The sequence below is a fragment of the Exiguobacterium sp. HSB13 genome (genome assembly GCF_056764755.1).
In genome coordinates, this window is sequence record NZ_JBUZOM010000001.1 from 1,783,355 (window position 1) to 1,807,445 (window position 24,091).

Here is a 24,091-nt window from a genome sequence, read left to right on the forward strand (position 1 = left end):
TCAGTAGCAATAAAAAATCAGTCAATGGACAAATTTTCCTGTTAGACTGATAAAAAGGAGTGGATGCAAATGAGTCAAACCGAGCATGTATGGAATCAAAAAGCTGCTGACTGGGCGGATCGCGCTGACGATATGTGGACGAACGGCAGCCGCAAAACGATTTTACCCTTCTTACGAAAAACGATCACCGGTGGTCGTTTGCTTGATCTCGGTTGCGGTGATGGTGCAGCTTGTCGCTTACTGACACCGGACTTTCAGACAGTCGGACTTGATGTCTCAGACGAGATGATCCGGATTGCCCGTGAGAAGTCACCCGAGCAGACGTTTATCGTCGGGACGGGTGAAGCGTTACCGTTCGCCGATCATGCGTTTGATGTCGTCCTCGCCGTCAACTCACTCGAATGGTCGACACGTCCCGTTCAAGTGCTGCAAGAAATCGAACGCGTCGCCCCGCTTGTCATCATCAGTCTACTTGGTCCGACAGCTGCACCACGGCAACTTGCTTATCGTCGTCTCTACGGTGAGGAAGTCGCGATGGGGAATACGATGATGCCGTGGGAACTGTTGCAACTAGCAAAAGAACGTGGCTGGACGCTACTTGATGAAGCGGTCATTCAAAAAGAAGGTGCCGTCATGACGGGACATCGGTTACTTGATCAAGCCCATGCCTTCTCGTGTTTGTTTGCTTTTCAGACGACGGCTGTGAGGGAGAGATAAATATGTCACACAGTACCTTTTATACGTCTATATTAATAGCTTTATGTATTGTTTTTTTATTTTACATTGATGCTCTCGATGTTCTAGAAAGATGGCAATTCTTCCTACTCTTTATTGGTCTCTTATTCTGTATACAGGCATTGGGGGACCGTTTATTTCGGCGTTATCGGGAGAAACGTTTCCAACCACAAACTACTGTCTTCTTAATGATTGGTTTATTTGCTGGGATGGTGTTTCTAGGTAATATCATTTGGCCATGATGCGAAATGATCGATGTAACGCACTATTCACCTCACTGTCTTCTCACCCGCTTTCCCCAGGCGAGACACAAGCCAGTCTTCCTCATCCCTCGGATGACGAATCCGGGTCTTGTTTGTCTCTGACAGCGCGATAAAACGTCGCGCTTTTTCCTGTAGGAGTCGGGTGAAGACATGTGAGGAGAATGCACTCATTTGTTATCCAAAGAACTCAAAAGCGATCGATTTCCGTCAATGGAATCGATCGCTTTTGAGTTTAGTTTATTTAGGACGAACCGGGCATATTCGACTCCTACAGGAAAAGGAAGCATGAACCATGCTTCCGTCAGGGAAGAGGAAGACCCGGCAAATCACATGGAATGTGAGATGCCGCGGCTTACTTCCCGCCTGAGGAAAGCGAAGATGCCAGGAACGTCCGGTATACTATGCATTCTGCATACAAAAAGACGATGCAACATTGCATCGCCTTCTTTTCTTATCCTTTAACCATCCCTTTAAGAACGAAGGCAACGTTTGCCGGTCGTTCTGCTAAGCGGCGCATGAAGTAACCGTACCAGTCACGTCCATAAGGGACGTAGACACGGACTTTATAGCCTTGTTTGACGAGTTCGAGTTGACGCTCGACACGGATACCGAATAACATCTGGAATTCGAACTGGTCTTTTTCAATCCCGTTTTCTTTAGCGTAACGGATAACTTGCTCGATCATCGCATCGTCATGCGTTGCGACGGCAGCATAGTTTCCGAGTGATAATTGTAACTTCACGAGCTTGATGTAGTTGTAGTCAACGTCTTCTTTCTCTGGGAACGCCACCGTTGCCGGCTCTTTGTATGCCCCTTTGACGATCCGGAGATTCGTCTCGAAGCGTCCGACGCGTTTGATATCATCTTCCGACCGATAGAGGTACGACTGGATGACCGTTCCGATGTTATCGAAAGATTGGCGCAATTCTTCAAACAATTGAATCGTCTTTTCACAACGTGGCTCATCTTCCATGTCGATTGTGACGAAGACACCAAGTTCTTTCGCTCGTGTTAAGATCCGTTCCATGTTCGAACGGATCAAGTCGTCCGAGATATCGAGTCCGAGTGATGTCAGTTTCAACGAGAGTTGCGAGTCTAATTTTTCTTCCGCAATCATCTCAACCGCACGAATACATTCTTGTGTCATCATCTCTGCTTCAGCCACCGTCGAGATGAACTCCCCTAAATGGTCCATCGTGACGCATAACCCTTTTGCGTTCAATTCCTGGATCGCCCGTTTCGATGCTTCCAATGAATCCCCTGCCACGAAGCGACTTGCTCCGAATTTAAGCCCGTATCGCTTGGCGAGACCGTTCAATGTCTTGTTTTGCGATAAGAAGATAAAACCATCCCGTAGTACTTTTTCCATCACTCATGATTCCCCCTAAATAAATGCTAGGCTGTTTTACCGTATCGGTTCACATCTCTGCATTCATATTATGCCATAAAGCGCTTACATACGCTCTTTATTTCGTTTATTTTTGAGAATCCGTTGGGCAACAAGTCCTACAGCAAAGAATAAGACATACAGTCCAATCGCAACGAAAAATTGCCAGGAGAATGGATCACGAAGACTTGAGCCGATATTGTTGTAAACGAACGCACCGGGAATGATCCCGAGATAGTTGGCGATCGCGAACTGTTTGAAGCGGATTTTCGATAATCCGGACGCATAGCTGATTGCGTCAAACGGAAACAACGGAATCAACCGGACGACTAAGACAACGAGAAATCCATTCGTCGCGATCCGTTCGTCGAGCCCCTGTATCTTCCCTTTTCCGATCAACTTCTCAACCCCACGGCGACCGAGCAAACGGGCGATCCAAAAGCTGAGCAAGCCACCAGTACCGGCGCCAATGACATCAAGTACTGTCCCGAGCCACGGACCGTACGTATAGCCGCCAAACAACGTCAGTAAACTAGCCGGGAAAAAGACAAGTGGTCGAATGGTGTAGGCGAGGACGTAAAGCAACATCCCGGTCAGACCTTGATCCCGTACCCAATCAGACAACGCTTGAATGTCGAATTGCTCCAGCATTCCAGATATTCGGAAGTACAGGAGCAATCCAAGACCAAACATAAAATACAACGTAAGCGGGAGCCAGTCCCGGAGTCGTAGTTTTTTCATGACATCGTCGCCGGAGCAACGTAGTAGAAAATCGAGAGGAAAATCAGGACACTGCCCGCAAGGACGAACAGATGCCAAATCGCGTGGTTATACGGCAAACGTGCCCAAACGTAGAAGATGACGCCGAGAGAGTACGCAAGTCCACCACCGAGCAGGAGTAAGAATCCTTGGAACCCGAGCGCTTCATAGATTGGCTTGATTGCAAATAAACAACACCAGCCAAGAATCAGATAAGACGCATTCGAAATCCAGACGTATTTACCAGTCGAATAGAGCTTCCAGATGATGCCGAGCGTCCCGACACCCCAGACGATGCCAAGCAATGTCCAACCGAGCGGACCACGGAGTGTGATCAAAGCGAACGGTGTATAACTCCCGGCAATCAAGAGGTAGATACCGGCGTGATCTAAAATTTGCAAGACCTTGTTCGCTTTCGTGTGCATCAGCGAGTGCATCAAGGTCGAGAACAGATAAAGCAGAATCATCGTTGCCCCAAAGATACTGACAGCGGTGATGTTCCAAGCGCTCCCGGATTTCGTCGCCTGCAGAATTAACAGCACGAGCGCGACGATACTGAAGATGACACCGAGACCATGAGTGATGGCACTGGCGATTTCCTCTTTCAAGGAATCCCCTTTTGCGAGCAGCTCTTCGATCGTTTCCTTGGATTGTTGTTTGATCGTTTGCTTGATTTCTTTTTTCGTAACCAATCGAACACCTACTTTCTAAAAACAAAGGACTATGCTTTTGATTATACGCCCTCATGCGACAGCATGCCTATCGAAACATTCTGTCGATTTGATGACAACCGTCATCTGATTGTCTTTTCCCGCTCATACAAAAATCCACACCGCCTAAGCGATGTGGATATGCCTTACCACTGTTCAATATCTGGGCGATCCTTAAACGTCGATTTTGTTCCATGACGTTCATTGAGAACCGCTTCGACTTCTTTGAATGAGACACCGCGGTCAGCAAGCAAGACCGTTAAGTGATACAGCAAGTCTGCTGTCTCTTCTGCTAACGTATCGTTCCCGGCGAGGACGACTTCAAACGCCTCTTCGCCGAATTTCTTCGCGATCTTCTCGTACCCGGAAGCAATCAAATAGTTCGTATAGGATTCTGCTTCCTTCGCCTCAATCTTCGCTTTGACGGTCTGTTCCAGTTCGTATAACATCGGGCACCTCCACTTCCGTATAGAAACAACTGCGATTTCCGGTATGGCATGTTGGACCGTTCGCTTTGACCGTGATCAAGAGACTATCTTGATCACAATCGATCCACATCCGTTTGAGTTCAAGCGTGTTCCCGCTCGTCTCGCCTTTCGTCCAGAGACGATTCTTCGTCCGCGAGAAGAAGGTGACGAGACCGGTCGCAAGCGTCTTATCATAAGCGGCTTGGTCCATGAAGCCGACCATCAAGACATCGTTCGTCTGCTCGTCGACGACGACAGCAGCGACGAGTCCTTTTGAAAAATTCAATGTCGTCATCGGACTTCGACTCCCCGTTCTTTGAGGTAGGCTTTCGTTTCCGGCATCGTGTACGTCGCTTCATGGAAGATCGAAGCAGCTAAGGCTGCGTCAGCTCCTGCTTCCAACCCTTCCGCCAAGTGATCGAGTGTCCCGACACCGCCGGAAGCGATGATCGGTACGTTGACGACTTCACGCAGACGACGGATCAAGGCGAGGTCATAGCCGTCCTTCGTGCCGTCAGCGTCCATCGACGTGACGAGCAACTCACCGGCACCAAGCGCAACGGCTTCCTGTGCCCACTCGATCGCGTCACGTCCGACCGGTTGTGTGCCACCATGTGAGAAGACACCCCATGAGTCGCCGGTCTGCTTGGCATCGATCGCGACGACCGTCGCTTGGACACCGAACAGGCGGCTGACTTCTTGAATCAGTTGTGGGTTTTGGAGTGCCGACGAGTTGAGCGAAACTTTGTCAGCACCGGCACGAATCAACCGTTTGGCGTCTTCAATCGTCTTGATTCCGCCACCAACCGTAAACGGCATGTAGATGACTTCTGCGACGCGTTCGACGATATCAAGCATCGTCTCGCGCCCTTCTTGCGTTGCTGAGATATCGAGCAGGACGAGTTCGTCTGCTCCTTGCTCGTAATAGTATTTTGCGACGGCGACCGGGTCACCAAGATCACGTAAGTTCTGAAATTTAACGCCTTTGACGACACGACCTTCCTTGACGTCAAGACAGGGAATGATTCGTTTCATCAACATACGCGTAGCACCTCTTTTAAGGCGAGTGATCCGTCGAGCAATGCCCGACCGACGACAGCTCCATCCATCCCAATTTCTTTGAGACGCGCGACGTCGTCAACTGTCGTCACACCACCGGAAGCAATCAATTCGACCCCTTCCCGTTTCAACCGATCGAGTCCATCAACATCTGGTCCCATCATCATTCCGTCACGCGAAATGTCCGTATACAGGAACGTCTTGATGCCTTTACCAATCAAGTGCGTCATTGCCTCTTCGAGCGTCCAACCGCTCGCTTCAAGCCAACCTCGTGTCTGGACGATGCCTTCTTTTGCATCCAAGGCAACAGCCAGTTTATCACCAGCGAGAGCAATCATCTGCTCGAGTAACGCTTCGTCTTCTAGGGCGACCGTGCCGACGAGAATCCGGTCGATTCCGGCACCAACGTATGCTTCGACCGTCTCGATGTTACGGACACCACCACCAGCTTCGACAAACAAACCGGTTTCCTTTTTAATGTCGGCGATCAAATTCAAGTGTAACGGTTCGCCGGCTTTCGCGCCGTCAAGATCGATCAGGTGGATCGCTGTCGCACCATCTTCCTTGAAGCGCTTCGCGATCGTCAGTGCATCACCGAAGAATGTCTGTTGGTCAAAATCTCCTTGCTTCAGGCGCACCGCCTGTCCGCTCATTAAATCGATTGCTGGGTAGAGTTGCATGTCGTCTCTCTCCATTCCTTCAGTAGTTTCAATCCGACTTCGCCACTCTTTTCCGGGTGGAACTGCATTCCGGTGACTTGTCCTTTTTGGACGATTGCTGGGACGAGACGTCCGTATTCGACCGAATCGACGATCCATTCTGGATCACAGACAGCACCGTACGAGTGGACGAAATAGACGGCTTCGCCGTGGTTCGTCAGTTGGTGCCAGCCCATGTGTGGCAAGCGGACGTCGCTCGGTAATTTTTCGATTGTTCCCGGTAAGATGCCGAGACCTTCCGTCAGTCCATCTTCGTCACTCGATTCAAACAGCAGTTGCATCCCGAGACAAATCCCGAGGAACGGCTTCTTTTCGGCTTGTGCTTTTAAGAAGTCGACCAGTCCCGTTTCTTTCAAGCGCTCCATTGCTGGGGCATAAGCACCGACACCCGGTAAGACAAGTGCTTCCGCTTGGTCGAGCAACTCCGTGTCACTCGTGACGATGACTGCTTCGCCGAGCTCCTTTAACGCCCGCTCGACGTTCGCGATATTTCCGACGCCATAATCGACGATTGCTATCATTGATCAATCAACCCTTTCGTAGACGGTACGCCTTCGCTCGTCACGGCGACTGCCTGACGGACGGCCCGACCGAGTGCTTTGAATAAGCCTTCGATCATGTGGTGGGTGTTCGAACCATATAAGACTTCGGCATGAATCGTCATCCGGGCACTCCGTGATAAGCCTTGGAAGAACTCTTCTGCGAGTTCTGTATCAAAGTCACCGAGCTTCGGATTCTTGAAACTAGCACGGAAAACGGTGAACGGACGACCGCTGAAATCAAGGACGACCGACGCAAGTGTCTCATCCATCGGTACACGCGATTCACCATAACGTTCGATCCCGGCTTTATCACCGAGCGCTTCCGTCAATGCTGCCCCGAGAACGATTGCTGTATCTTCGACTGTGTGATGGGCATCGATCCACGTATCACCTTTTGCTGTTACCTTCAGACCAATCCGGGCCTGGAAGGCGAATAACGTCAACATATGATCAAAGAACCCGACACCGGTCTTAATCTCAACCGGACCTCCTGCGAGATCGACCTCGACCTTGATGTCTGACTCTGCACTTACTCGTTCGCTTGCGCCACGCCGCATCGTAATTCCTCCTCTACACACGTTTCTAATACTTGCATTGCTTCTGGTGATCCACAACTGACTCGGAAGGCTTGGTCAAACAAGCGGATCCGTAATCCGGCGTCAGCACAACGCTGCGTAAAGCGTTCGGCTTCCGGATACTCGACGTAGACAAAGTTCGCCGAACTCGGATATGTCTTGCCGATTGGCGCGAGAATCCGTTCAATTGCTTCACGGCTCGCGTACGTTTCTTCTAAGACCCGATCGAGTTCCGGTTCTGCCATGATGGCGATGCCGACAGCTGCCGATAGACCAGAGACGTTATACGGTGATTTAATCTGTTCGATTTCTTCAATGATTTGTTCGCTCGCGATGACAAAACCAAGTCGGAGCGATGCGAGTCCGAACGCTTTCGAGAGCGTCCGTAAGATGATCGCTTTCGGATATTGCTCGAGTAAGTGAAGCATCGACTGTTCGAGCGCGAAGTCGATGTACGCCTCATCGATGACGACGTATTTGCCACTGTCGAGCAAGCGACGGATGTCCGCTTCCTTGCGGAGGACACCGGACGGATTGTGCGGGTGACTCAAGAAGATGATCTCACCAGGAGCTGCGATCAATCCCTCGACGTCAAGCGCCATCTCGTCGAGTAGTGGCACACGTCCGAACGGTGCCCGTGCCCGGTCAGCGTAGAACTGGTACATGACGAAATCTGGTTCTGAGGCGATGACCGGCATGCCGGGTCCGCCGTAGCGGGCACATAAGTAGCCGATCAACTCGTCCGAGCCGTTCCCGGCGACGAGTTGCGTCGGACGGACACCGGCGTACGTCGCGTACGACGCCTTGACTTGATCGATGATCTCGACTGGATATTCGTTTAATGGGAACGTCGCGATCAATTCCTGGATCGCTTCGATCCCGACTGGACTGTGGGTCGTGAATCGTTCGTTTTGGTGTAATCGCATTAGTCTTCCCTCACTTCGATGGCTTGTGCGTGTGCTTCGAGTCCTTCGACCCGGGCAACGGTCTTCGCTGCGTTCGCGAGACGTTGTACGCCTGCGCGTGTGGCTTCGAGCATCGTCTGGTGACGCAGGAACGTCCGCGCTGATAATCCAGACGCAAAACGAGCTGTGCCGGATGTCGGTAAGACGTGGTTCGTTCCGGCGACATAATCGCCGAGCGTTTCCGGTGTCTCATGACCGAGGAAAATCATCCCGGCATGACGGATCGATTTGACGACCTCTTGCGGATTGGCAACGGCAAGTTCCAAGTGTTCCGCTGCGAGGCGATTCGCTTCTTCGATCGCTGTTTCGAGTGGAGCGACGAAGACGCCACCGTTTTCCATCGCACGACGGGCAATCTCTTGACGCGGCAATTGTTGTAAGCGTCGTTCGATTTCCGCATCCACCGCTTGTTTCATCTCTTCAGTCGGCACGAAGGCGATCGCGACAGCGTCACGGTCGTGTTCGGCTTGCGCAAGTAAGTCCGCTGCGATCCGGTCCGGATGCGCTGTTTCATCCGCGATGACGACAACTTCCGATGGACCAGCGACCGAGTCAATGCCAACGATGCCGTAGACTTGGCGTTTCGCTTCGGCGACGAAGCGGTTCCCAGGTCCAACGATTAAATCGACGGCTTGGATACTTTCTGTTCCGAATGTCAGCGCGGCAACGGCTTGCGCTCCACCAATCGTATAGATTTCTGTCACACCGGCGATGCGTGCTGCAACGAGCACCTCGTCACTTAAGTTCGTCATCGGCGTCACCATGACGACGCGTTCAACCCCAGCGACTTTCGCTGGAATGGCGTTCATCAAGACGGTCGATGGATAACTTGCTGCACCACCTGGAACGTAAATCCCGACCGAATCAACAGGAACGAACCGTTGACGTCGTGTCACGTCTGCTTCGACGAGTTCGATGTCAGACGGCAGTTCTTGTTCGTGCCATTCGACGAGTCGTGTCGCCATTAACTTCAACGAGTCGATCAAGTTAGCGTCTGCCTGTTCAAAGGCTTGTGTGATCCGTGTTTCACTGAGACGGAAATCCTCAAGATCGACCTGATCGAACTGGTTCGTGTAATCGCGGACAGCAGCGTCACCGTCTGTTGCGACGCGTTCGAGAATCGCGCGGACCGCGAGCTCCGTGTCGCGATCGATGCTGAAAGGTTTTGTCGGTGTCATGATCGTGTCACTCCTTCTGTCAATTGCTCGAGCAAGCGGATGACTTCCACCCGCTTCCGTTTTAACGTCCATTCGCTCGTAAAGAATCGAGCGCTAATATCGATGATTTTTTCGTATTCGTTTAGTCCGTTTGCCCGTAACGTCTCACCTGTCTCGACGATATCGACGATTGCGTCAGCAAGACCGAGTAACGGTGCTAGTTCGACCGAACCGTTTAACGGTACGATGTCGACGTCGACACCGAGTTCGCTGAAGTAGCGTTTCGCGATGACCGGATACTTCGTCGCAATCCGGACGCGGCGTCCACCTTCGAATTGCAAAGGCTCCTTCGCGCAGACCGACATCCGGCAGACACCAAACGGTAATTCCGCGAGTTCTGATAGTTCTTGATCCGATTCGAGTAAGATATCACTGCCGGTGATCGCGACATCAAGAACACCTTGAGCAACGTACGGAATCAAGTCCGATCCTTTCATGAAGACGAATTCGTGCTCGCCCCGTTTGACGATCAGTTCGCGTTCAATGGCTCCCCATATCTCGACGCCAGCTTCTTTTAGATAACGTTCTGTCGCTTTCGACAGCCGTCCTTTCGTAATTCCGATTCGCATTTAGAGCACCTCCGCCAACCGTTCGACCGAGAATCCGATGCCGAACGCCTGTTGTTCTTGTCCGAATTGTTCATAAAGCCGGTCGTAGCGTCCACCGACGAGGACGGGTTCCGTCACACCTTCGATGAAACCGTGAATCGTGATCCCGTCGTAGTACGTCTGTAAGCCCATTTGACCGAAGTCGAGGTCGGCATTGACGGCTTCCGCGAGATCAAGCACGGCATTGAGTCGTGTTTCGTCAACGTACGGTAAGATCGTCTCTGCCCCTTCACGTCCGAATAATAAAGGAAGTTTCGCGAGTAAAGCATCATCGAGTTGACCTGCAATTCGCTTCAGTTCGATGACGTTACGTAAACGCAGCATCTGCGTCACTTGGTCGCGTAAGTGGTGATCACCGACACGTGTCTCGATCAAATGCTCGATTAGACCGGCATCACCGATCGAGAGTGTGACTTCTTTTCCTGTCAGTTCCTCGACGAGTCGGACCGCAAGTTGAATTGCTTCGACTTCTGCGATTTGTCCCCGTTCCTCGAACCCGACCTGGAACTTCTCTTCCGGTTGAAAGACCGAGCCACTGTAAAAAACACGTTTATATTGTTCGCGACCACGTTCGCTGAGTGCACGCGCGACACTCGTCGTAAAATCCATTCGAATCTGTTCCCGTCCACCGATTTCCTCAATTAAAGGGGTGATTAATCGGGTATAGTTAGATTGTTCGAGTCCATCTTCGAGCTGACGGATGACCTGTTGGAGCCGCGTTGCCGAGGCACCAACGTAATCTGTCGCTCCATCCTTGAGTCGAATCGTAGAAAATGATTGCATACTCCCACTCCTTTATCTTATTATCACTGTACCACGCTAAATTATTTAACGATAAGATACCGCGTTTCGGGCACATTGTCAATCGCTTTGCTTGCCAATTCTAAAAAATCGGAGGGTTCATCATGCAATTATTGAAATGGGACGGTCACGTCCACAGTCCATATTGTCCACACGGTACGAAGGATCCACTCGAAGCCTACATCGAGCGCGCCTTAGAGCAAGGCTTAGAACGGATCAGCTTCACGGAACATGCCCCTTTACCTGAAGGTGTGACGGATCCTGCGCCAGATAACGATTCCGGAATGTCGTTTGCGACAGCCGATGCCTATCTAAAGGAATTGACACAACTCCGCGAGACATACAAGAATCAGATTGATATCCGGATCGGGATGGAGTTCGACTACTGGGAAGGGCATGTCGACGGTACGCGTGACATTATCGCCCGCTATGCTGACGTCTTGACCGACGGCATTCTCTCACTGCATTACTTATACATCGATGATCAGTATTACGGCGTCGACTTCAGCAAGGAAAGCTTCGGTGAGATCGTCACGAAACTCGGAAGCGTCACGGCGGTCCATGAACGCTATTATGAAGGCATCCAAGCCCTCGTCATGACGGATCTCGGTGCACACCAACCGAAGCGACTCGGTCACTTGACGTTACCGACGAAGTTCATCCAAGCTTATCCGCTTGAGTCGAATCCAACCAACCTCGACGACACGTTACGAAAGATCCGTCAGGCGAACTTCGCACTCGACGTCAACACGGCAGGACTCCGGAAGCCGTTATGTGGTCTTTCCTATCCTTACCCAGAACTCCTGCAAGTCACGCAGTCGTTATCGATTCCGCTCGTCTATGGATCAGATGCACACCTCGCAAAAGATGTCGGTGCTGATTTTGATTTCAAATGGTAAACAAAAATCCGGATGCCGCAGCGTCCGGATTTTTCTGTTTAAGAATACGGGAAATCAGCTGCGTCGACAGGAGCAATCGATCGTGCTAATTTTTTTAATTGTGCTAGCGACACGTTACCGGACAGGAGGACGATTTGATTGTCCTCGACGTAATAGAGGTTCGTTCTCTTTTGTTTCTGCTGGAAATAAGCTGTCTGTCCGTTTGCAAGTGTTGTTTCCTTCCAGTTTTTGCTTTGAACGTCTTGCTCCGGAACGACGGTTAGCAGAATCGTTTGGGACTTCGTGTGGAAGAACCAGACACTATCGTCCCCATTAGGAGTCGAACTACTCATAATCACTTGGAATGTCGAGAACGGTAAATTCAAGCCGCGAGCAGAACTACTCTTCTTAATGTTTTGAACGTCGTCATATGAGACGCCTCCTAACATCCAGTTCTTCTCTTGCTTGGTATACTCTAGTACAGCAAGACGATCTGCTCCTTTTGGATAATGCAGCGTCACGTAAGCATGATTTCCGACAACGATACTGCTCCAGATATCGCGTTCAGTCGGGTACGCTTTTGTTCCATCTTTAAAGTAAAACGTCACGTGACGACGGAAATCCGCTTCAAACGAATCCTTTTCTGAAAAGTCCTTCGCTTTAATGCGTTGCACGATGGCATCGGGATTATTTACATCTTCAGCAGTGTTATCCTCGATCCAGTGTGATCTAAGCTGATTCACTGGTGGACTTTGGTCTGGTTCCGTACAACCGGTCAAAATACTTGCAGCTAATAATGCACTGATTACACCAATCCGTTGAAATCGCATGACAATCTCCTTTTCCTCTTTTTTCCTTTCTTTGAGTATCGCATGCTTCGCGAGTAAGTCTTCAAGAAGATTACGAAAAGAGGTAAAGGAGAATTTCTGATTAATACGCATTCATACACGAAAGATCTACAGACAAAAACAGATTAGTTCTCTTCTATTGAAGAGAACTAATCTGTTTCATATGCATCACTCTAAGTTGGCGTGTTTCCCGTACATCGTTTGCGAATCAAGCTGCTTATCTTCCATGATCTGTAGAATCAAGGCATCATAGAACAACAACATCGTCTGTTCAAACAACGAGCCCATTGGTTGCACCGTCTCATCCGCTGATGCCGTTTGTTCTTTCGGAACTCCAGGCAGTTTGACGACTAAGTCTGCGAGTAGTGCTAACGTCGACGTCGGATTAATCGTGACAACGGCAACCGTTCCACCGAGTTGCTGTGCTTTCTCGACGATTGGAATCAATGTTTTCGTCTCACCCGATCCGGAACCGACGATTAACACGTCACCCTCGCGTAAATTCGCCGTGACCGTCTCACCAACGACATAAGCATCGAGTCCCATGTGCATCAGCCGCATGACGAACGCTTTCCCCATCAAGCCGGAGCGACCGGCTCCTGCGAGAAAGATTCGGTTCGCTTGAAGCACAGCGTCTGCCAGTTCTTTCGTCTCCGTCTCATCGATCGCTTCGACCGTCGAGGTCAGTTCTTTGATAATCGTTTGGATATGTGTCATTTACGCCTCTTGCAGCATCCGATGCATCGTTGACGCTGTCTCTTGTTTATCATCTTGTCCCGTGATCCCGCCACCGACGATGATCAGGTCAGGACGTGCAGCGATGACTTCCGGTAACGTCTCCATCTTGATGCCACCCGCAACAGCTGTTTTTGCGTTTGTCACAACCGATTTGATTGTCGCGAGATCTTCGAATGAGTTTTGACCGACTGCTTGGAGATCGTAACCTGTGTGGACACAGATGTAGTCGACACCTAACGCATCAAGTTCTTTCGCCCGTGTTGCGATATCTTTCACAGCAATCATGTCGACGAGAATCTGTTTGCCTGATTTTTTCGCTTCTTCGACTGCCCCTTTGATTGACATGTCTTCCGCTGCACCAAGGATCGTGACGATGTCAGCACCGTGTGCGACAGCTTGGCTGACTTCGTACCCGGCAGCATCCATGATCTTCAAGTCAGCGAGGACAGTTAAATTCGGGAATGCAGCTTTCATTTCTTTGACGGCGCGGAGCCCTTCGTTAATGACGACCGGTGTGCCGATCTCGACGATATCTAAATTGTCTTCCCCGATTTCTTTGACTAAAGCGATCGCACCTGCTGTATCGACTAAATCAATTGCGAGTTGTAATTTCATTTTGTACCTCTCCCATTCTTCTCTGTATTGTCGTACCTGACACTTCCTTCGGACTTTCATGAAGGAACAGGACTAAATATAATCCGCAGGAGCATTCTTGAGAAGTACGCACTTTTAATTTACATAGTGCGGTTTTTCATACATAGTGTGGAAAAGTATACTGTCGACCGGAAGAAAGACTATACTGGAGCAGGAGGTGGATTGATGCCACATTTTGAAGATCGTCAGTTTAACTGTGAGAAGGAATTAACCCTCTCGATCATCGGGGGGAAATGGAAGATGCTCATTCTTTGGCACTTAGGCAAGGAAGGGACGAAACGCTTTGGGGAACTGAAAAGTCTGATGCCCGGCATCACGCAACGAATGCTCGTCAATCAACTGCGTGAACTTGAAGACCACCACATCATTCACCGGGAAGTCTATCCGGTCGTACCACCGAAGGTCGAATACTCGTTGACACCGCACGGTCATAGCTTAATGCCGATTTTAGATGCGATGTACGATTGGGGTAAGGATTATGCGAAAAACGTCCTGGAGATTGATTTCGAACAACATAAAATATCGCAATGAAAAAGATGCTCATGGGCTCGTCTCTTTTCAGAGATAAGTCCACTGAGCATCTTTTTTATGGTTCTTCCACTGTATAAATCTTCGACATCGCCAATTCATCAACGTATTCCCCATCGATGAAGAGTGACGCGACGCGAGTTCCTTCGATGTTGAAGCCAAACTTATGATAGAGCTCGATTGCCCGCAGATTATCTTTGCGAACCGTCAATTCGAGTCGGATGAGTCCCGCTTCAATCGCAAAGGCATCAACCGCTTCAAGTAGCCCCGCACCGAGTCCACGACCCGTATAGGCATCGAGCAAGCCAATGACGAGATTCGCGCGGTGACGGATCCGACTCGGCTCACCACCAACGACGAGCACATACCCGACGAGTTGCTCGTCGACGTCCACGACGAAGATGTCCGAGTTCGTAGCCTGACCGAATTTCTCGATGAACGCCTCCGCCTGTTCCGTTGACAAGACGCGTTCCTCCGGCTCATACAACATATATTTCGTTTCCCGATCAATGCGTCGCATCAAGTCCGATAAGGCTTTTCCGTCCATCAACGTGGCGCGTCGTATCATAGGTGTTCATCCCTTTCTTACCTTTAGTAAATAAAGTAGAATGTATCAAATTACATACATGTCTATGTATTTAAAATAATTATAATCAACTTTTGAAACTACTTTTGAAAGTTGATTATAATTATAATTCTGTGATCTACCTTGGCTTAAGTAAATATTAATAGATATGACTTCTCTGAAAGTAGGATTATTTAAATTTAAAATAGTAGTTGCGAAATTTTTAGCATAATCACTTTCTATTACTTTTAGTTTTCTATTTAAAAATTTTTCGATTTTAAAAAAGAGGATTGTAAATTGTGAAGGGTTGAAGTAAATATAATTCCAATTATTTAACAATTCTTTCATCTCATAGACGGGCAACCTTCTCCAAAGCCCTGAATGCATTATATTATTGAAAATTTTAGAGTGATCTTCATCTGCTATTGTTTTAAGTAGCTCTTTATATCTTTGAATGTTCATTCCATCTGATTGATATAAGGTATTCAATTCCATTAAGAAATTAAAAAATTTTTTGTTGAAAATTATTTCTTTAGCTTTCTGTCTTATAAATTCCTCTACAATGTAATCTTCATCTCCATCTAAATCATATTCTTCAAAATCAATCAATTTAGAAGTTCTCTCAAACTCTGAAGCATCATCGTATAATTTTGTTTTATTCAAGTTTAAAGTTAGCTCTTCTTTCCATAGCAACGAGTTAACTTTATCAGTTATAGTGTTAAAATCTTTAAGTGTAAACGGGTTATCTTGATACAGAAACATATCATCAACAAATCGAATCAAGTTTAAGTCTTTAAATCCAATAGTTTTCATAAATTGATTATCAAAATCCCTTAAGTAAAATTGTGAAAGAATTGACGAAGCTATGGAGTAATGAAATTGAGGCAAATAATTCAATCTAGTTTCATTAAAGAAATATTCCAAATCTAGTACATGGGTATTACTTTCACCAAAGTATATTTTTAATTTATTAATTAAATTATGAGTTGATATTGAATTAAAAAAATCTTTTATATCAAACTTTATTACATACTTACCGAAAATACTCTGTTTTAAATTTTGAAATTTATTGAAACTCTTTCCGTAGTCAGCATTTTCAAAATTTTCATCTTCATTAACACTATATTTTAAATTTCCAGAATAAAATGAATTAATATTCGGAAGAGAAAAATTCAATTCATTATTTTTTACGAGGTATGTATTATGAAATAATTTAAAAACTATATTCGTATAATATATATATAATAATGGACTTACCAATAGTACATTACGAGGAGTAAATGAATCTTTTTTAAAGTAAAAGTCTCTTGTTAGCTGAAAATTCTTATTTTCTTCAAAGAATTCCTTTGCACTAACGTTTATTTTTTTTATGTTTTCTATATCCGAAGAGTTATTAAAAAGTATATTCAAAGCTTTGGATTGAAGATTATACTTTTTCTTTTCGCTGACTGCTTTTACGTAATTTAATGTCATTTGATTTATGTCCATAACTATAGCACACCACCAATTAAAATTATTAGTACCAATAAAATAACAAAGTAATTTATATAAATTGTGATTTTATGAATAGAAAAATCACAATTATAATATATTTTCAAAAATTGTTTTTTAGTAAAACCAATACTTTTATTATTTATTATTTCATCTTTTATTATCAAAAATTCATTTCTTTTTCTATCAATTGCAGAATGGTTTTCATTATTTTTTAATGTAGTTTGATAATTATTCATAATAAAATTGTACTTTTCATGAAGTAATTCTAAATTCGTATCTTTATTATTTAAACTAAGCATTATGTTTTTTAGCTTAAGTATTTGGTCTTCTAACTCTAATTGATGGTAATCGGCTTTCAAAGCTCTTCCGCTATAATTAAGTTCATTGATATGGTATTGTAATAATATAACATATATTGAAAATGCACTTGAATAAATTGTGAAATGAGTTTTTTCAAATATTCCACTGTTATTCGTTAAAGATAAAACAATAAAAAATATAGCCTCAATATTCAGACACAAAAACACAAATTTCCATTTTTCTGAATAATTTGTATATCTAGTAGCCATGTTAATTCGGTTATTTCTAGTAATGTCTAAGGAATTGATTTTTTTATTTACTTCAGATTTTAAATCAATTTGATTATAATCTTTCCGATTAACCATACATATTCCTCCCAAATAAAAGTTGACTCAAACATAAAATAATAAATCTTAGTATTAACTTCATATAAAAAGTGCCACAATTCCTGGTTAGAATGTGGCACTTTCATTTTGAAATCTTTATGATTTCAGGGTATGGAGACGGTGGGAGTCGAACTATCGTATCTTGAATCGTTCGTATTTAAACACTTTAAGTTTTTTTTTGACTTTTGACTTTGTTTTTGAATACGTTTCAATAAAATTACTTCTTTAAATCTAAACTAGGCAGCTGATTGGTTAATTCAATTGTTGTGAGTGACAGATTAATTAGCTTGAGTAAAAGAGATAAAATATATTCAGGGTTGTCAGAAAATTCATTCGGATCATCTTTGATGCCTGTCTTTTTATCTACTTTAACTTGGTACTGATCCATTAACCATTCTATTGGAGCTCTCCCATTTACTTTGTATTCGTAAGCTTCCAAAGGGATGTTTTTCACAATAATATTTTTATTATAAACTATCTCTTCCAAAGATTTTTTATTGTACCTTAATTTTTCAACTTCGAAAGACGGGTTAGATGAATTAAAGACTAACTCAACTCCTTGATACTCCTCTAGATTCTCATAATTTAAATGTAAATGAACGAGTTTTTTCCCTATATCTACAAATTTTTCTTTATGCTTCAAAATTGGTATTCTAGGTAATGATTTTTTTAAATCGTTAGAAAAACGTTCTTTGTATTCAGGAGAATGTAGTACAGCATAAATATAATAAAAAGAATCATCTTTGTTTAAACTTAAAGCCTCACTGAAACTGTCAGTAATATTATTGTATGAAGTATTCTCAAATAATTCAGTTTCATCTTGCTTAATATTTTTAATGAAAACTTGAGTTCCACCATCCATCATACCTAGATCTGGAATATAGCGTGTAACTAATGCTGAAAACTCTTTTTTAGAACCGGCTCCGTGTAAACATAATAAAATATCATCTTTTCTTGTTAAATCATTATAATAATGTCTTCTGTAATCGACGTAATCTTTTGCGTAGTACAAATTCTTTTTCACAAATGGTCTGTACATTGTTTCTACAAATTCTTCAGGTTGATAATCGAGTTTGTTTTTCTTTTTAAAGAATGTTTTTAGTTCTCTACTCCACTTTAAAAAACTATCTTCATTTTTAATATGATTTATTACCTCATCACTAGATAGATGGTTTAGTCTATCTACTTCAGAGTTAAAATTATAAATAAATGTTTTTGTTATTAATTGCAATCTTTCTTTAGAAAAATTATATGCCCATGAGTCTCTTTGTGTTTTGACACCTGAAGTTTTCTTTATAAAGCCTTTTTCACCAGTACCATCTAATGGAATGAATTTTTCATACGATACATCTCGCTGATTAATCCAATCATTGTTCTTATCTGGTTCAATCTCTAACCAATTTACGTTTTCTATAGAATTTAAATTTTGTATAGTTTCTAGTTTCTTTTCTCTAGTTAAGTAATCGCCTATATCGTTATAAAAAACTTTGTGTTCATTACTTCCATCATTTACTAACAAAGTTATAGCTATTCCAGCACGACTACCTGAACCAAATATTTTTCCACCTTCTTTTCTAGAAAGTTCACCTTGTGTTCTTTGGTCGCCTCTCAAATTGAAAACATAAATATAGTTGAATTCATTAAACCAACACTTTCTTAATCCATCCATACTTCTACTATCAATAAAACCACTATTTGTAACAAAACCTATAACTCCAACACCACTATCCATTAAACGATCACTAGCCCATCTATATGCTTTTATATATGAGTCATACAATGAATTTTTATTAGTAGCTTGTGTATGCTTAGCATATGTGTTTCTAATAGAGTCATCTAATTTTGGATATTTTTGATTCTGGTTATTATCATTTTCACTGGTTTGTCCTACTGAATATGGTGGATTTCCTATAATAGCGAATATTGGTTCATTTTGTTGACGTTTCAATCTCTCATTATTCTCATTGAATAATTCGTCTACCATAGAACCTTTATTCTCTGTACTTTCAAAGGTATCTGTTAATACTATTCCTTCGTAAGGAACATACTCATCTTCTTCATTCATGCTATGGAATGTTTCTTCGATGTTAATAGCTGCGATATAATAACTAAGAAGGACTATTTCATTTGCATGAATTTCTTGAGTATACTTTCTTAATAAGTCTTCCTTAGGTATTAAATTGCTTTGGAGTAGACGTGTTATAAATGTTCCTGTCCCTGTAAATGGATCAAGTACATGGACACCCTTACTTCCTAAAGACTTATCAAAATGTTTTTTTAAGAGTTCATTCACAGATCGAATAATGAAATCTACTATTTCTACAGGTGTAAAGACAATTCCTAAACGTTCTGTAGTTTCCTTAAATCCTACCTTGAAAAATCTATCGTACAGTTGAATAATAATATCTTGTTTTGCTTTTAAATTATCAATACCCTGTGCGCGCATTCTTACACTTTCATAAAATTTTTCTAATTTATCTTGTTCTCTAGTAAGTCCATGATCATCAAGAATCATCAAAATCTTTTCTATTGATTTCGATACAGGATTATTATTAACAAAGCTGTACGAATCAAAGAGTGCTTCAAATACTGGCTTTGTAATTAAGTGTTGAGCTAACATTTCAATCGCTTGAATTTCACTAATAGAATCATTGACGTTATATCGTAAACTTTTCACAAATCTCGTAAATTCTTTATATACTTTGCTATCTTTATCCTCTAACATTACCCGTATTCTCAACATGTGTTGCTGTGCAATTTCCGCCACATCTTTAGACCAATCTTCCCAATAGCGGACATTTCCAACTTTGCGTACAATCTTTCCATAAATAGCGCGTTCTAAGTCTGACATGTCTTCTTCGGTCAATAACATAGACAACTGTTCATTGCGTTGTACTAGTTCTCCACCTTTAGGAGCATCTTTTACTCCGATAATTTGGATTTGATCTGGTTTTTTTTGATTTAATTCAAGCTTATTAATTGTTGCATCAAAACGTTCATCTAGGGAACGTAATGCATTAAGTACCTCCCACACCACGCGGTACTTTTCATTGTTGTCTAGAACGCTGTGTTCATCTGATCCTGCTGGCACACCAATAGGTAAAATGACATATCCGTAATCTTTACCTGGAGCTTTACGCATTACGCGTCCTACAGCCTGAGCAATATCAATTTTAGACTTTCGCGGTTTTAAAAACATAATTGAATCTAAATCAGGAATGTCGACTCCTTCAGTTAAGAAACGAGCATTTGAAAGAATACGGCATGTGTCATCTGGTACTTCATCTTTTAACCAAGAAATTTTCTTGTTTTTTTCTAGAGCATTCATAGATCCATCTGCATGATCAATTTCAATTTTGTATTGAGGATCTTGTTCTTCAAGATCTTGATATAAATACTGATCGACTACGTGTGTAAACATGTCTGTAATCAATTTAGATTCTCGAATAGTCCCAGTAAATGCAATCGCCCGCTTCATTGGAGCTCCCAATGCGATATCTGAATTACTACTTCTACGTACCAAACCATTCCAACACCCTATAATTTTAGTAACATCATCAAACTCTAATTCTGAATCTTTATTTGATAACATTTGCTGGAAGCGACGAGCAATCATTTCTTCATCGACTGCTAATACCATAACTTTATAGTCTGTTAGTATTCCTTGACGAATGGCATCACCAAAACCAATACGGTAGAGTTCTTCCCCGTAGAGTTCTTTATTATCCATATCAGCAATTACTACAGATAATTCGTCTGCTTTTTTCTTAGCAGCATCACCGTACACGCGCGGAGTAGCCGTTTGATATAGACGCTTTGAAGTTTTGATATTGTCTTCATAATGAATTTTTGTAAAGCTACTATCTTCTTTCCCTAATTCTGTAGCCCCTGTTGTACGATGAGCCTCGTCACAAATAACTAAATCAAACTCGTAAAACCCCTCTTTTTGCGCAGCTATTATTACGTCAATTGATTGATAAGTTGAAAAAACAGTCAAGAAATTCCCTGTAGAATTTGCATTAATCGTTTCATGATATTCTAATAGTTTCTCTTTGTTAGTTGTAGCTGGAAAACCAAGATCAGCTACTATTATGTCTTCAAGCTCATTTTTAGTTTCTTTTTTAGTAACCTTCTTATCTGAACATACAGCAATAGCATCCATTTGATAAGTTGTATCAGCAGTCCAACTGCGTAGAGTTTGGGACAGAAGTTGGATACTTGGTACTAGATACAGTACTCGAAATACACCATTTTTCTTTTGAGCCATTTCTTCTGCAATTGCCATCGATGTATAGGTTTTACCAGTCCCTGGAGCCATAATTAGTTTTCCACGATCAGCTGTTTCCAAGCCTTGAATGACCGCTTCAATAGCAGGAATTTGATGCTTAAGTGGTGTTTTTTTAGGTTGTAACTCAACGTTTTCGGGAGAAGTAAATGTGAACCCTGACCAATCTACTCTACTGTCCTTTAATTGAGTAAGTGAAATACGGGTAATTTCTTTATCTCTTTCTAATAACGCAGCTTCAGCATTTGATCCCCAGGTATCTGTTGTTGTGATAATAATTCCTTTATCATAGAATTTTTTACCAACTTCATTTAAGAAGGAATCAATATGTTTTTTTTGAATTTTTGTATCTTCCGAATAGTACTTTGCTTGAATTGCTACAAGCTTTCCTGTATCTCTTTCTCTTGCTACTAAGTCAACCCCTAAATCTTTTTTTGGTACTTGATATTCTTCAGGAACTTCATGAAGCATCCATACATTATCAAATAACCTTTGGTACATTGGTTCTGCCTCAAAGTATGCGCGTGCTAACAATTCAAATCTTGTTCCACGATCTCTTTGTTTATCTGTTCTATATGCTTCATCTATTTCTCTGACTAAAGAAATAAAACTTTTTGAACTTTCTAATTCAATACCCATAAATAATCATCCTACTTTCGTATCCTTAAATATCAATTATAGACTTTAAAAAAACATAAAGAAATGCAAACTGTGATGAAAAAATTACAGTTTGCATTTCTTTATGTTTTAGGTCGAATCCAGGAGTATTATTCATTTTTTCAGATACATATTATAGTCATGAATATCTGATATTCAAATTCAATCTAATAGGAGTGTATAAAATGAGCAAAGCACCTGTATCTAAACGGATTAATGTTGTTCAAGTAAAGCTAGTTCGTGAGAGAAGTATTATGTATAAAGAACATCAAATCCGCTCCTCACAAGATGCTTATGAGTTAATTTTCGACTTCTTAGGAGACGTTGATCGTGAACATTTTGTTGTTCTTTGTTTAGATGTTAAAAACCAACCGACTTGTATCCAGACAGTTCACATTGGAAGTTTAAATTCCAGTATCGTTCATCCACGTGAAATTTTAAAATCAGCAATCTTAAGTAATTCAGCATCCATTATAGTAGCTCATAATCATCCTTCTGAGATAACTCAACCCAGTACTGAAGATATTGAAGTTACGAAACGTTTAGAAACAGCAGGTCATATCTTAGGAATATCATTACTAGATCATCTTGTTATATCCTCAAAAGGATACTCTTCATTGAAAGAAGAAGGATTACTAGTCTGAAGGAGTGGAGATATGTCTGGAAAAATTATTGTAAAAATCGTTATTACTGTTATCAATGAAATTATTAAAAAAGAAAATAAGTAAATAAGCATATGATTTAAAGCAAAAGTACTCATTAATATTACTTTTGCTTTTTTTTATTGTAAATCATCATATATGCTTCACCGAATTTTTCAATATCATAAGTAACAGTTCTTTTTAATACATTTTGAATAAACCATTCTTTAGATATGAATTCATCTGCAACAGGTTCAGGAATTAATACCTCTATTAAACCTTCCAATTCATCTTTTAAATCTTTCACAAAATCTAAGTAGTTCAGATCTTTTCCAAGTAGATCATAAATGATTTCATATCGCTTTACTTTGGTATAAATGGTTTCTCTACTTGAGTCGTCCTCTAAACTTTTCTTTAAAAAACACTTTAATTCTTGCTTACATTTTTCAAATAAAGAATCATAAGCTTCTACACTTTTTCTTAAAAAGTCTACTAACCTATCTTCTTTTAAATTTATATAGTAATCCATCAATATTCTTTTCATCAACGGAGATTGTACTTTAGTTAATATTTCTAAGTAAAGTTCGTAATCTTTAGCGTTGTAAAAATGTTCTTTTTCATATTTTTTTCTAGCTAAATGATGAATGTTGAGAAACTCCGTATTTTCATCAAAAAATACTATACATAAGGCACTATCTATATGACTTTCAAACGAAAAAATAAATTCCTTTAACATATTAATTGTATTCCCATAAATTTCGTTTTCAGCCTTCTTAGAGATTTCTGCATTGATTAATTTAAAACCGTTAAATCTTTCTAACAAAGTAGCAGATCTTTTTTTAGAGTAACGAAATGTTAATTCAACAAAAGGCTTAAGAGATTTTAAATACAGCTTTGTTTCTAAGTTTTCTACATTTTCCGAAAAAAAATTTTTATTACTTAATGTATCGAACAACAACCTAAATTTTTCATTATTTTCTTTTTTACTAACTTTTTTACTTATCAATATTGCTTCATCTTTTAAAACAGACAATTTTATATCACTAATAAATAAATCTATAAGATATTCAGGCAACCCATCTTCTTTGTATAAAAAGGCTGAGAAATTTTCAAAGTATGTTTTTAAGTCCTCATTGATATTACATATTAATTCTTTATCTTGAAAGCTCCATGTAGTTAAGACATCTTCGTTCAAAAGAAACTCAAAAAAAATATCTATAGACTTTTTTAGATCTTTATCTAATCTATTGATTTTTTTTTGTAATTTTAAATTTTGCTTACTATATCTATCAAATGAGTCCATAATAATC

The 24,091-nt window shown here is 42.4% G+C and carries 23 protein-coding genes and 1 pseudogene; 4 read left to right on the forward strand and 20 right to left on the reverse strand.

Annotation, left to right across the window (positions count from 1 at the left end):
- Positions 1–69 precede the first annotated feature (69 nt).
- Entirely contained in the window at positions 70–717 is a 648-nt protein-coding gene (locus tag ACZGCQ_RS09460; protein WP_481266095.1) for a class I SAM-dependent methyltransferase, read from the forward strand.
- Positions 718–1,449: 732 nt separating this feature from the next.
- Here the strand turns inward: ACZGCQ_RS09460 and ACZGCQ_RS09465 are convergent.
- The 12 genes and pseudogenes from ACZGCQ_RS09465 to ACZGCQ_RS09520 form a co-directional block, all read right to left on the reverse strand.
- Positions 1,450–2,367, reverse strand: coding sequence for a proline dehydrogenase family protein (locus ACZGCQ_RS09465; RefSeq protein WP_481266096.1), 918 nt, complete (start codon positions 2,365–2,367; stop codon positions 1,450–1,452).
- 84 nt (positions 2,368–2,451) lie between these two features.
- On the reverse strand, positions 2,452–3,126 hold the full coding sequence (locus tag ACZGCQ_RS09470; protein ID WP_481266097.1) for a TVP38/TMEM64 family protein: 675 nt from the start codon (positions 3,124–3,126) through the stop codon (positions 2,452–2,454).
- Entirely contained in the window at positions 3,123–3,782 is a 660-nt protein-coding gene (gene trhA, locus ACZGCQ_RS09475; protein ID WP_481266374.1) for a PAQR family membrane homeostasis protein TrhA, read from the reverse strand. The genes ACZGCQ_RS09470 and trhA overlap by 4 nt, the downstream gene beginning before the upstream one ends.
- Positions 3,783–4,000: 218 nt before the next feature.
- A pseudogene (hisIE, locus tag ACZGCQ_RS09480) lies at positions 4,001–4,616 on the reverse strand (bifunctional phosphoribosyl-AMP cyclohydrolase/phosphoribosyl-ATP diphosphatase HisIE).
- Complete coding sequence (gene hisF, locus ACZGCQ_RS09485) at positions 4,613–5,362, reverse strand: imidazole glycerol phosphate synthase subunit HisF (protein ID WP_023469183.1); 750 nt, start codon at positions 5,360–5,362, stop codon at positions 4,613–4,615. Before hisF ends, hisIE begins: the two are co-directional and overlap by 4 nt.
- Positions 5,356–6,060, reverse strand: a complete 705-nt coding sequence (gene hisA / locus ACZGCQ_RS09490; RefSeq protein ID WP_029342450.1) for a 1-(5-phosphoribosyl)-5-[(5-phosphoribosylamino)methylideneamino]imidazole-4-carboxamide isomerase — start codon at positions 6,058–6,060, stop codon at positions 5,356–5,358. Before hisA ends, hisF begins: the two co-directional genes overlap by 7 nt.
- Positions 6,033–6,620 carry an imidazole glycerol phosphate synthase subunit HisH gene (gene hisH / locus ACZGCQ_RS09495; protein ID WP_481266098.1) on the reverse strand — a complete coding sequence of 196 codons (588 nt, stop codon included), beginning with the start codon at positions 6,618–6,620 and terminating at the stop codon, positions 6,033–6,035. Before hisH ends, hisA begins: the two co-directional genes overlap by 28 nt.
- Entirely contained in the window at positions 6,617–7,198 is a 582-nt protein-coding gene (gene hisB, locus ACZGCQ_RS09500) for an imidazoleglycerol-phosphate dehydratase HisB (RefSeq protein ID WP_035396348.1), read from the reverse strand. The genes hisH and hisB overlap by 4 nt, the downstream gene beginning before the upstream one ends.
- A complete protein-coding gene (locus tag ACZGCQ_RS09505; RefSeq protein WP_481266099.1) occupies positions 7,171–8,142 on the reverse strand; it encodes a pyridoxal phosphate-dependent aminotransferase in 972 nt (323 codons plus the stop codon). Before ACZGCQ_RS09505 ends, hisB begins: the two co-directional genes overlap by 28 nt.
- Entirely contained in the window at positions 8,142–9,359 is a 1,218-nt protein-coding gene (gene hisD / locus ACZGCQ_RS09510) for a histidinol dehydrogenase (RefSeq protein WP_035405944.1), read from the reverse strand. Before hisD ends, ACZGCQ_RS09505 begins: the two co-directional genes overlap by 1 nt.
- Positions 9,356–9,967, reverse strand: coding sequence for an ATP phosphoribosyltransferase (gene hisG, locus ACZGCQ_RS09515; RefSeq protein ID WP_481266100.1), 612 nt, complete (start codon positions 9,965–9,967; stop codon positions 9,356–9,358). The genes hisD and hisG overlap by 4 nt, the downstream gene beginning before the upstream one ends.
- Positions 9,968–10,789 carry an ATP phosphoribosyltransferase regulatory subunit gene (locus tag ACZGCQ_RS09520; protein WP_035396343.1) on the reverse strand — a complete coding sequence of 274 codons (822 nt, stop codon included), beginning with the start codon at positions 10,787–10,789 and terminating at the stop codon, positions 9,968–9,970. It lies immediately after the preceding gene.
- Positions 10,790–10,911: 122 nt separating this feature from the next.
- Between ACZGCQ_RS09520 and hisJ the strand changes: the two genes are divergently transcribed.
- Positions 10,912–11,706, forward strand: coding sequence for a histidinol-phosphatase HisJ (gene hisJ / locus ACZGCQ_RS09525; RefSeq protein ID WP_481266101.1), 795 nt, complete (start codon positions 10,912–10,914; stop codon positions 11,704–11,706).
- Positions 11,707–11,744: 38 nt separating this feature from the next.
- On the opposite strand, the gene ACZGCQ_RS09530 is transcribed toward hisJ, so the two are convergent.
- The 3 genes from ACZGCQ_RS09530 to hxlA all read right to left on the reverse strand — a co-directional run bounded on the left by ACZGCQ_RS09530 (position 11,745) and on the right by hxlA (position 13,886).
- Positions 11,745–12,515: a hypothetical protein gene (locus ACZGCQ_RS09530; RefSeq protein WP_481266102.1), complete on the reverse strand. Its 771-nt coding sequence runs from the start codon at positions 12,513–12,515 to the stop codon at positions 11,745–11,747.
- Positions 12,516–12,701: 186 nt separating this feature from the next.
- The gene (gene hxlB / locus ACZGCQ_RS09535) at positions 12,702–13,250 is read right to left on the reverse strand and encodes a 6-phospho-3-hexuloisomerase (protein WP_481266103.1); all 549 of its coding nucleotides are present in this window, start codon (positions 13,248–13,250) and stop codon (positions 12,702–12,704) included.
- Complete coding sequence (gene hxlA / locus ACZGCQ_RS09540) at positions 13,251–13,886, reverse strand: 3-hexulose-6-phosphate synthase (RefSeq protein ID WP_023469194.1); 636 nt, start codon at positions 13,884–13,886, stop codon at positions 13,251–13,253.
- Positions 13,887–14,090: 204 nt separating this feature from the next.
- On the opposite strand from hxlA, the gene hxlR reads away from it, so the two are divergent.
- Positions 14,091–14,456, forward strand: coding sequence for a transcriptional activator HxlR (hxlR, locus tag ACZGCQ_RS09545; protein ID WP_047393344.1), 366 nt, complete (start codon positions 14,091–14,093; stop codon positions 14,454–14,456).
- A 55-nt stretch (positions 14,457–14,511) separates the two neighbouring features.
- On the opposite strand, the gene ACZGCQ_RS09550 is transcribed toward hxlR, so the two are convergent.
- From ACZGCQ_RS09550 to ACZGCQ_RS09565, 4 genes are all read right to left on the reverse strand, one after another.
- Positions 14,512–15,021 carry an N-acetyltransferase family protein gene (locus tag ACZGCQ_RS09550; RefSeq protein WP_481266104.1) on the reverse strand — a complete coding sequence of 170 codons (510 nt, stop codon included), beginning with the start codon at positions 15,019–15,021 and terminating at the stop codon, positions 14,512–14,514.
- A 45-nt stretch (positions 15,022–15,066) separates the two neighbouring features.
- Entirely contained in the window at positions 15,067–16,491 is a 1,425-nt protein-coding gene (locus ACZGCQ_RS09555) for an RNA-directed DNA polymerase (RefSeq protein ID WP_481266105.1), read from the reverse strand.
- A gap of 17 nt (positions 16,492–16,508) precedes the next feature.
- Complete coding sequence (locus tag ACZGCQ_RS09560) at positions 16,509–17,177, reverse strand: SLATT domain-containing protein (protein ID WP_481266106.1); 669 nt, start codon at positions 17,175–17,177, stop codon at positions 16,509–16,511.
- Between the two features lie 238 nt (positions 17,178–17,415).
- The gene (locus ACZGCQ_RS09565) at positions 17,416–22,122 is read right to left on the reverse strand and encodes a DEAD/DEAH box helicase (protein ID WP_481266107.1); all 4,707 of its coding nucleotides are present in this window, start codon (positions 22,120–22,122) and stop codon (positions 17,416–17,418) included.
- A 203-nt stretch (positions 22,123–22,325) separates the two neighbouring features.
- Between ACZGCQ_RS09565 and ACZGCQ_RS09570 the strand changes: the two genes are divergently transcribed.
- Entirely contained in the window at positions 22,326–22,784 is a 459-nt protein-coding gene (locus ACZGCQ_RS09570) for a JAB domain-containing protein (RefSeq protein ID WP_481266108.1), read from the forward strand.
- A 121-nt stretch (positions 22,785–22,905) separates the two neighbouring features.
- Here ACZGCQ_RS09570 and ACZGCQ_RS09575 read toward each other — a convergent pair whose 3' ends face one another.
- Positions 22,906–24,084: a hypothetical protein gene (locus ACZGCQ_RS09575; protein ID WP_481266109.1), complete on the reverse strand. Its 1,179-nt coding sequence runs from the start codon at positions 24,082–24,084 to the stop codon at positions 22,906–22,908.
- Positions 24,085–24,091: the final 7 nt, after the last annotated feature.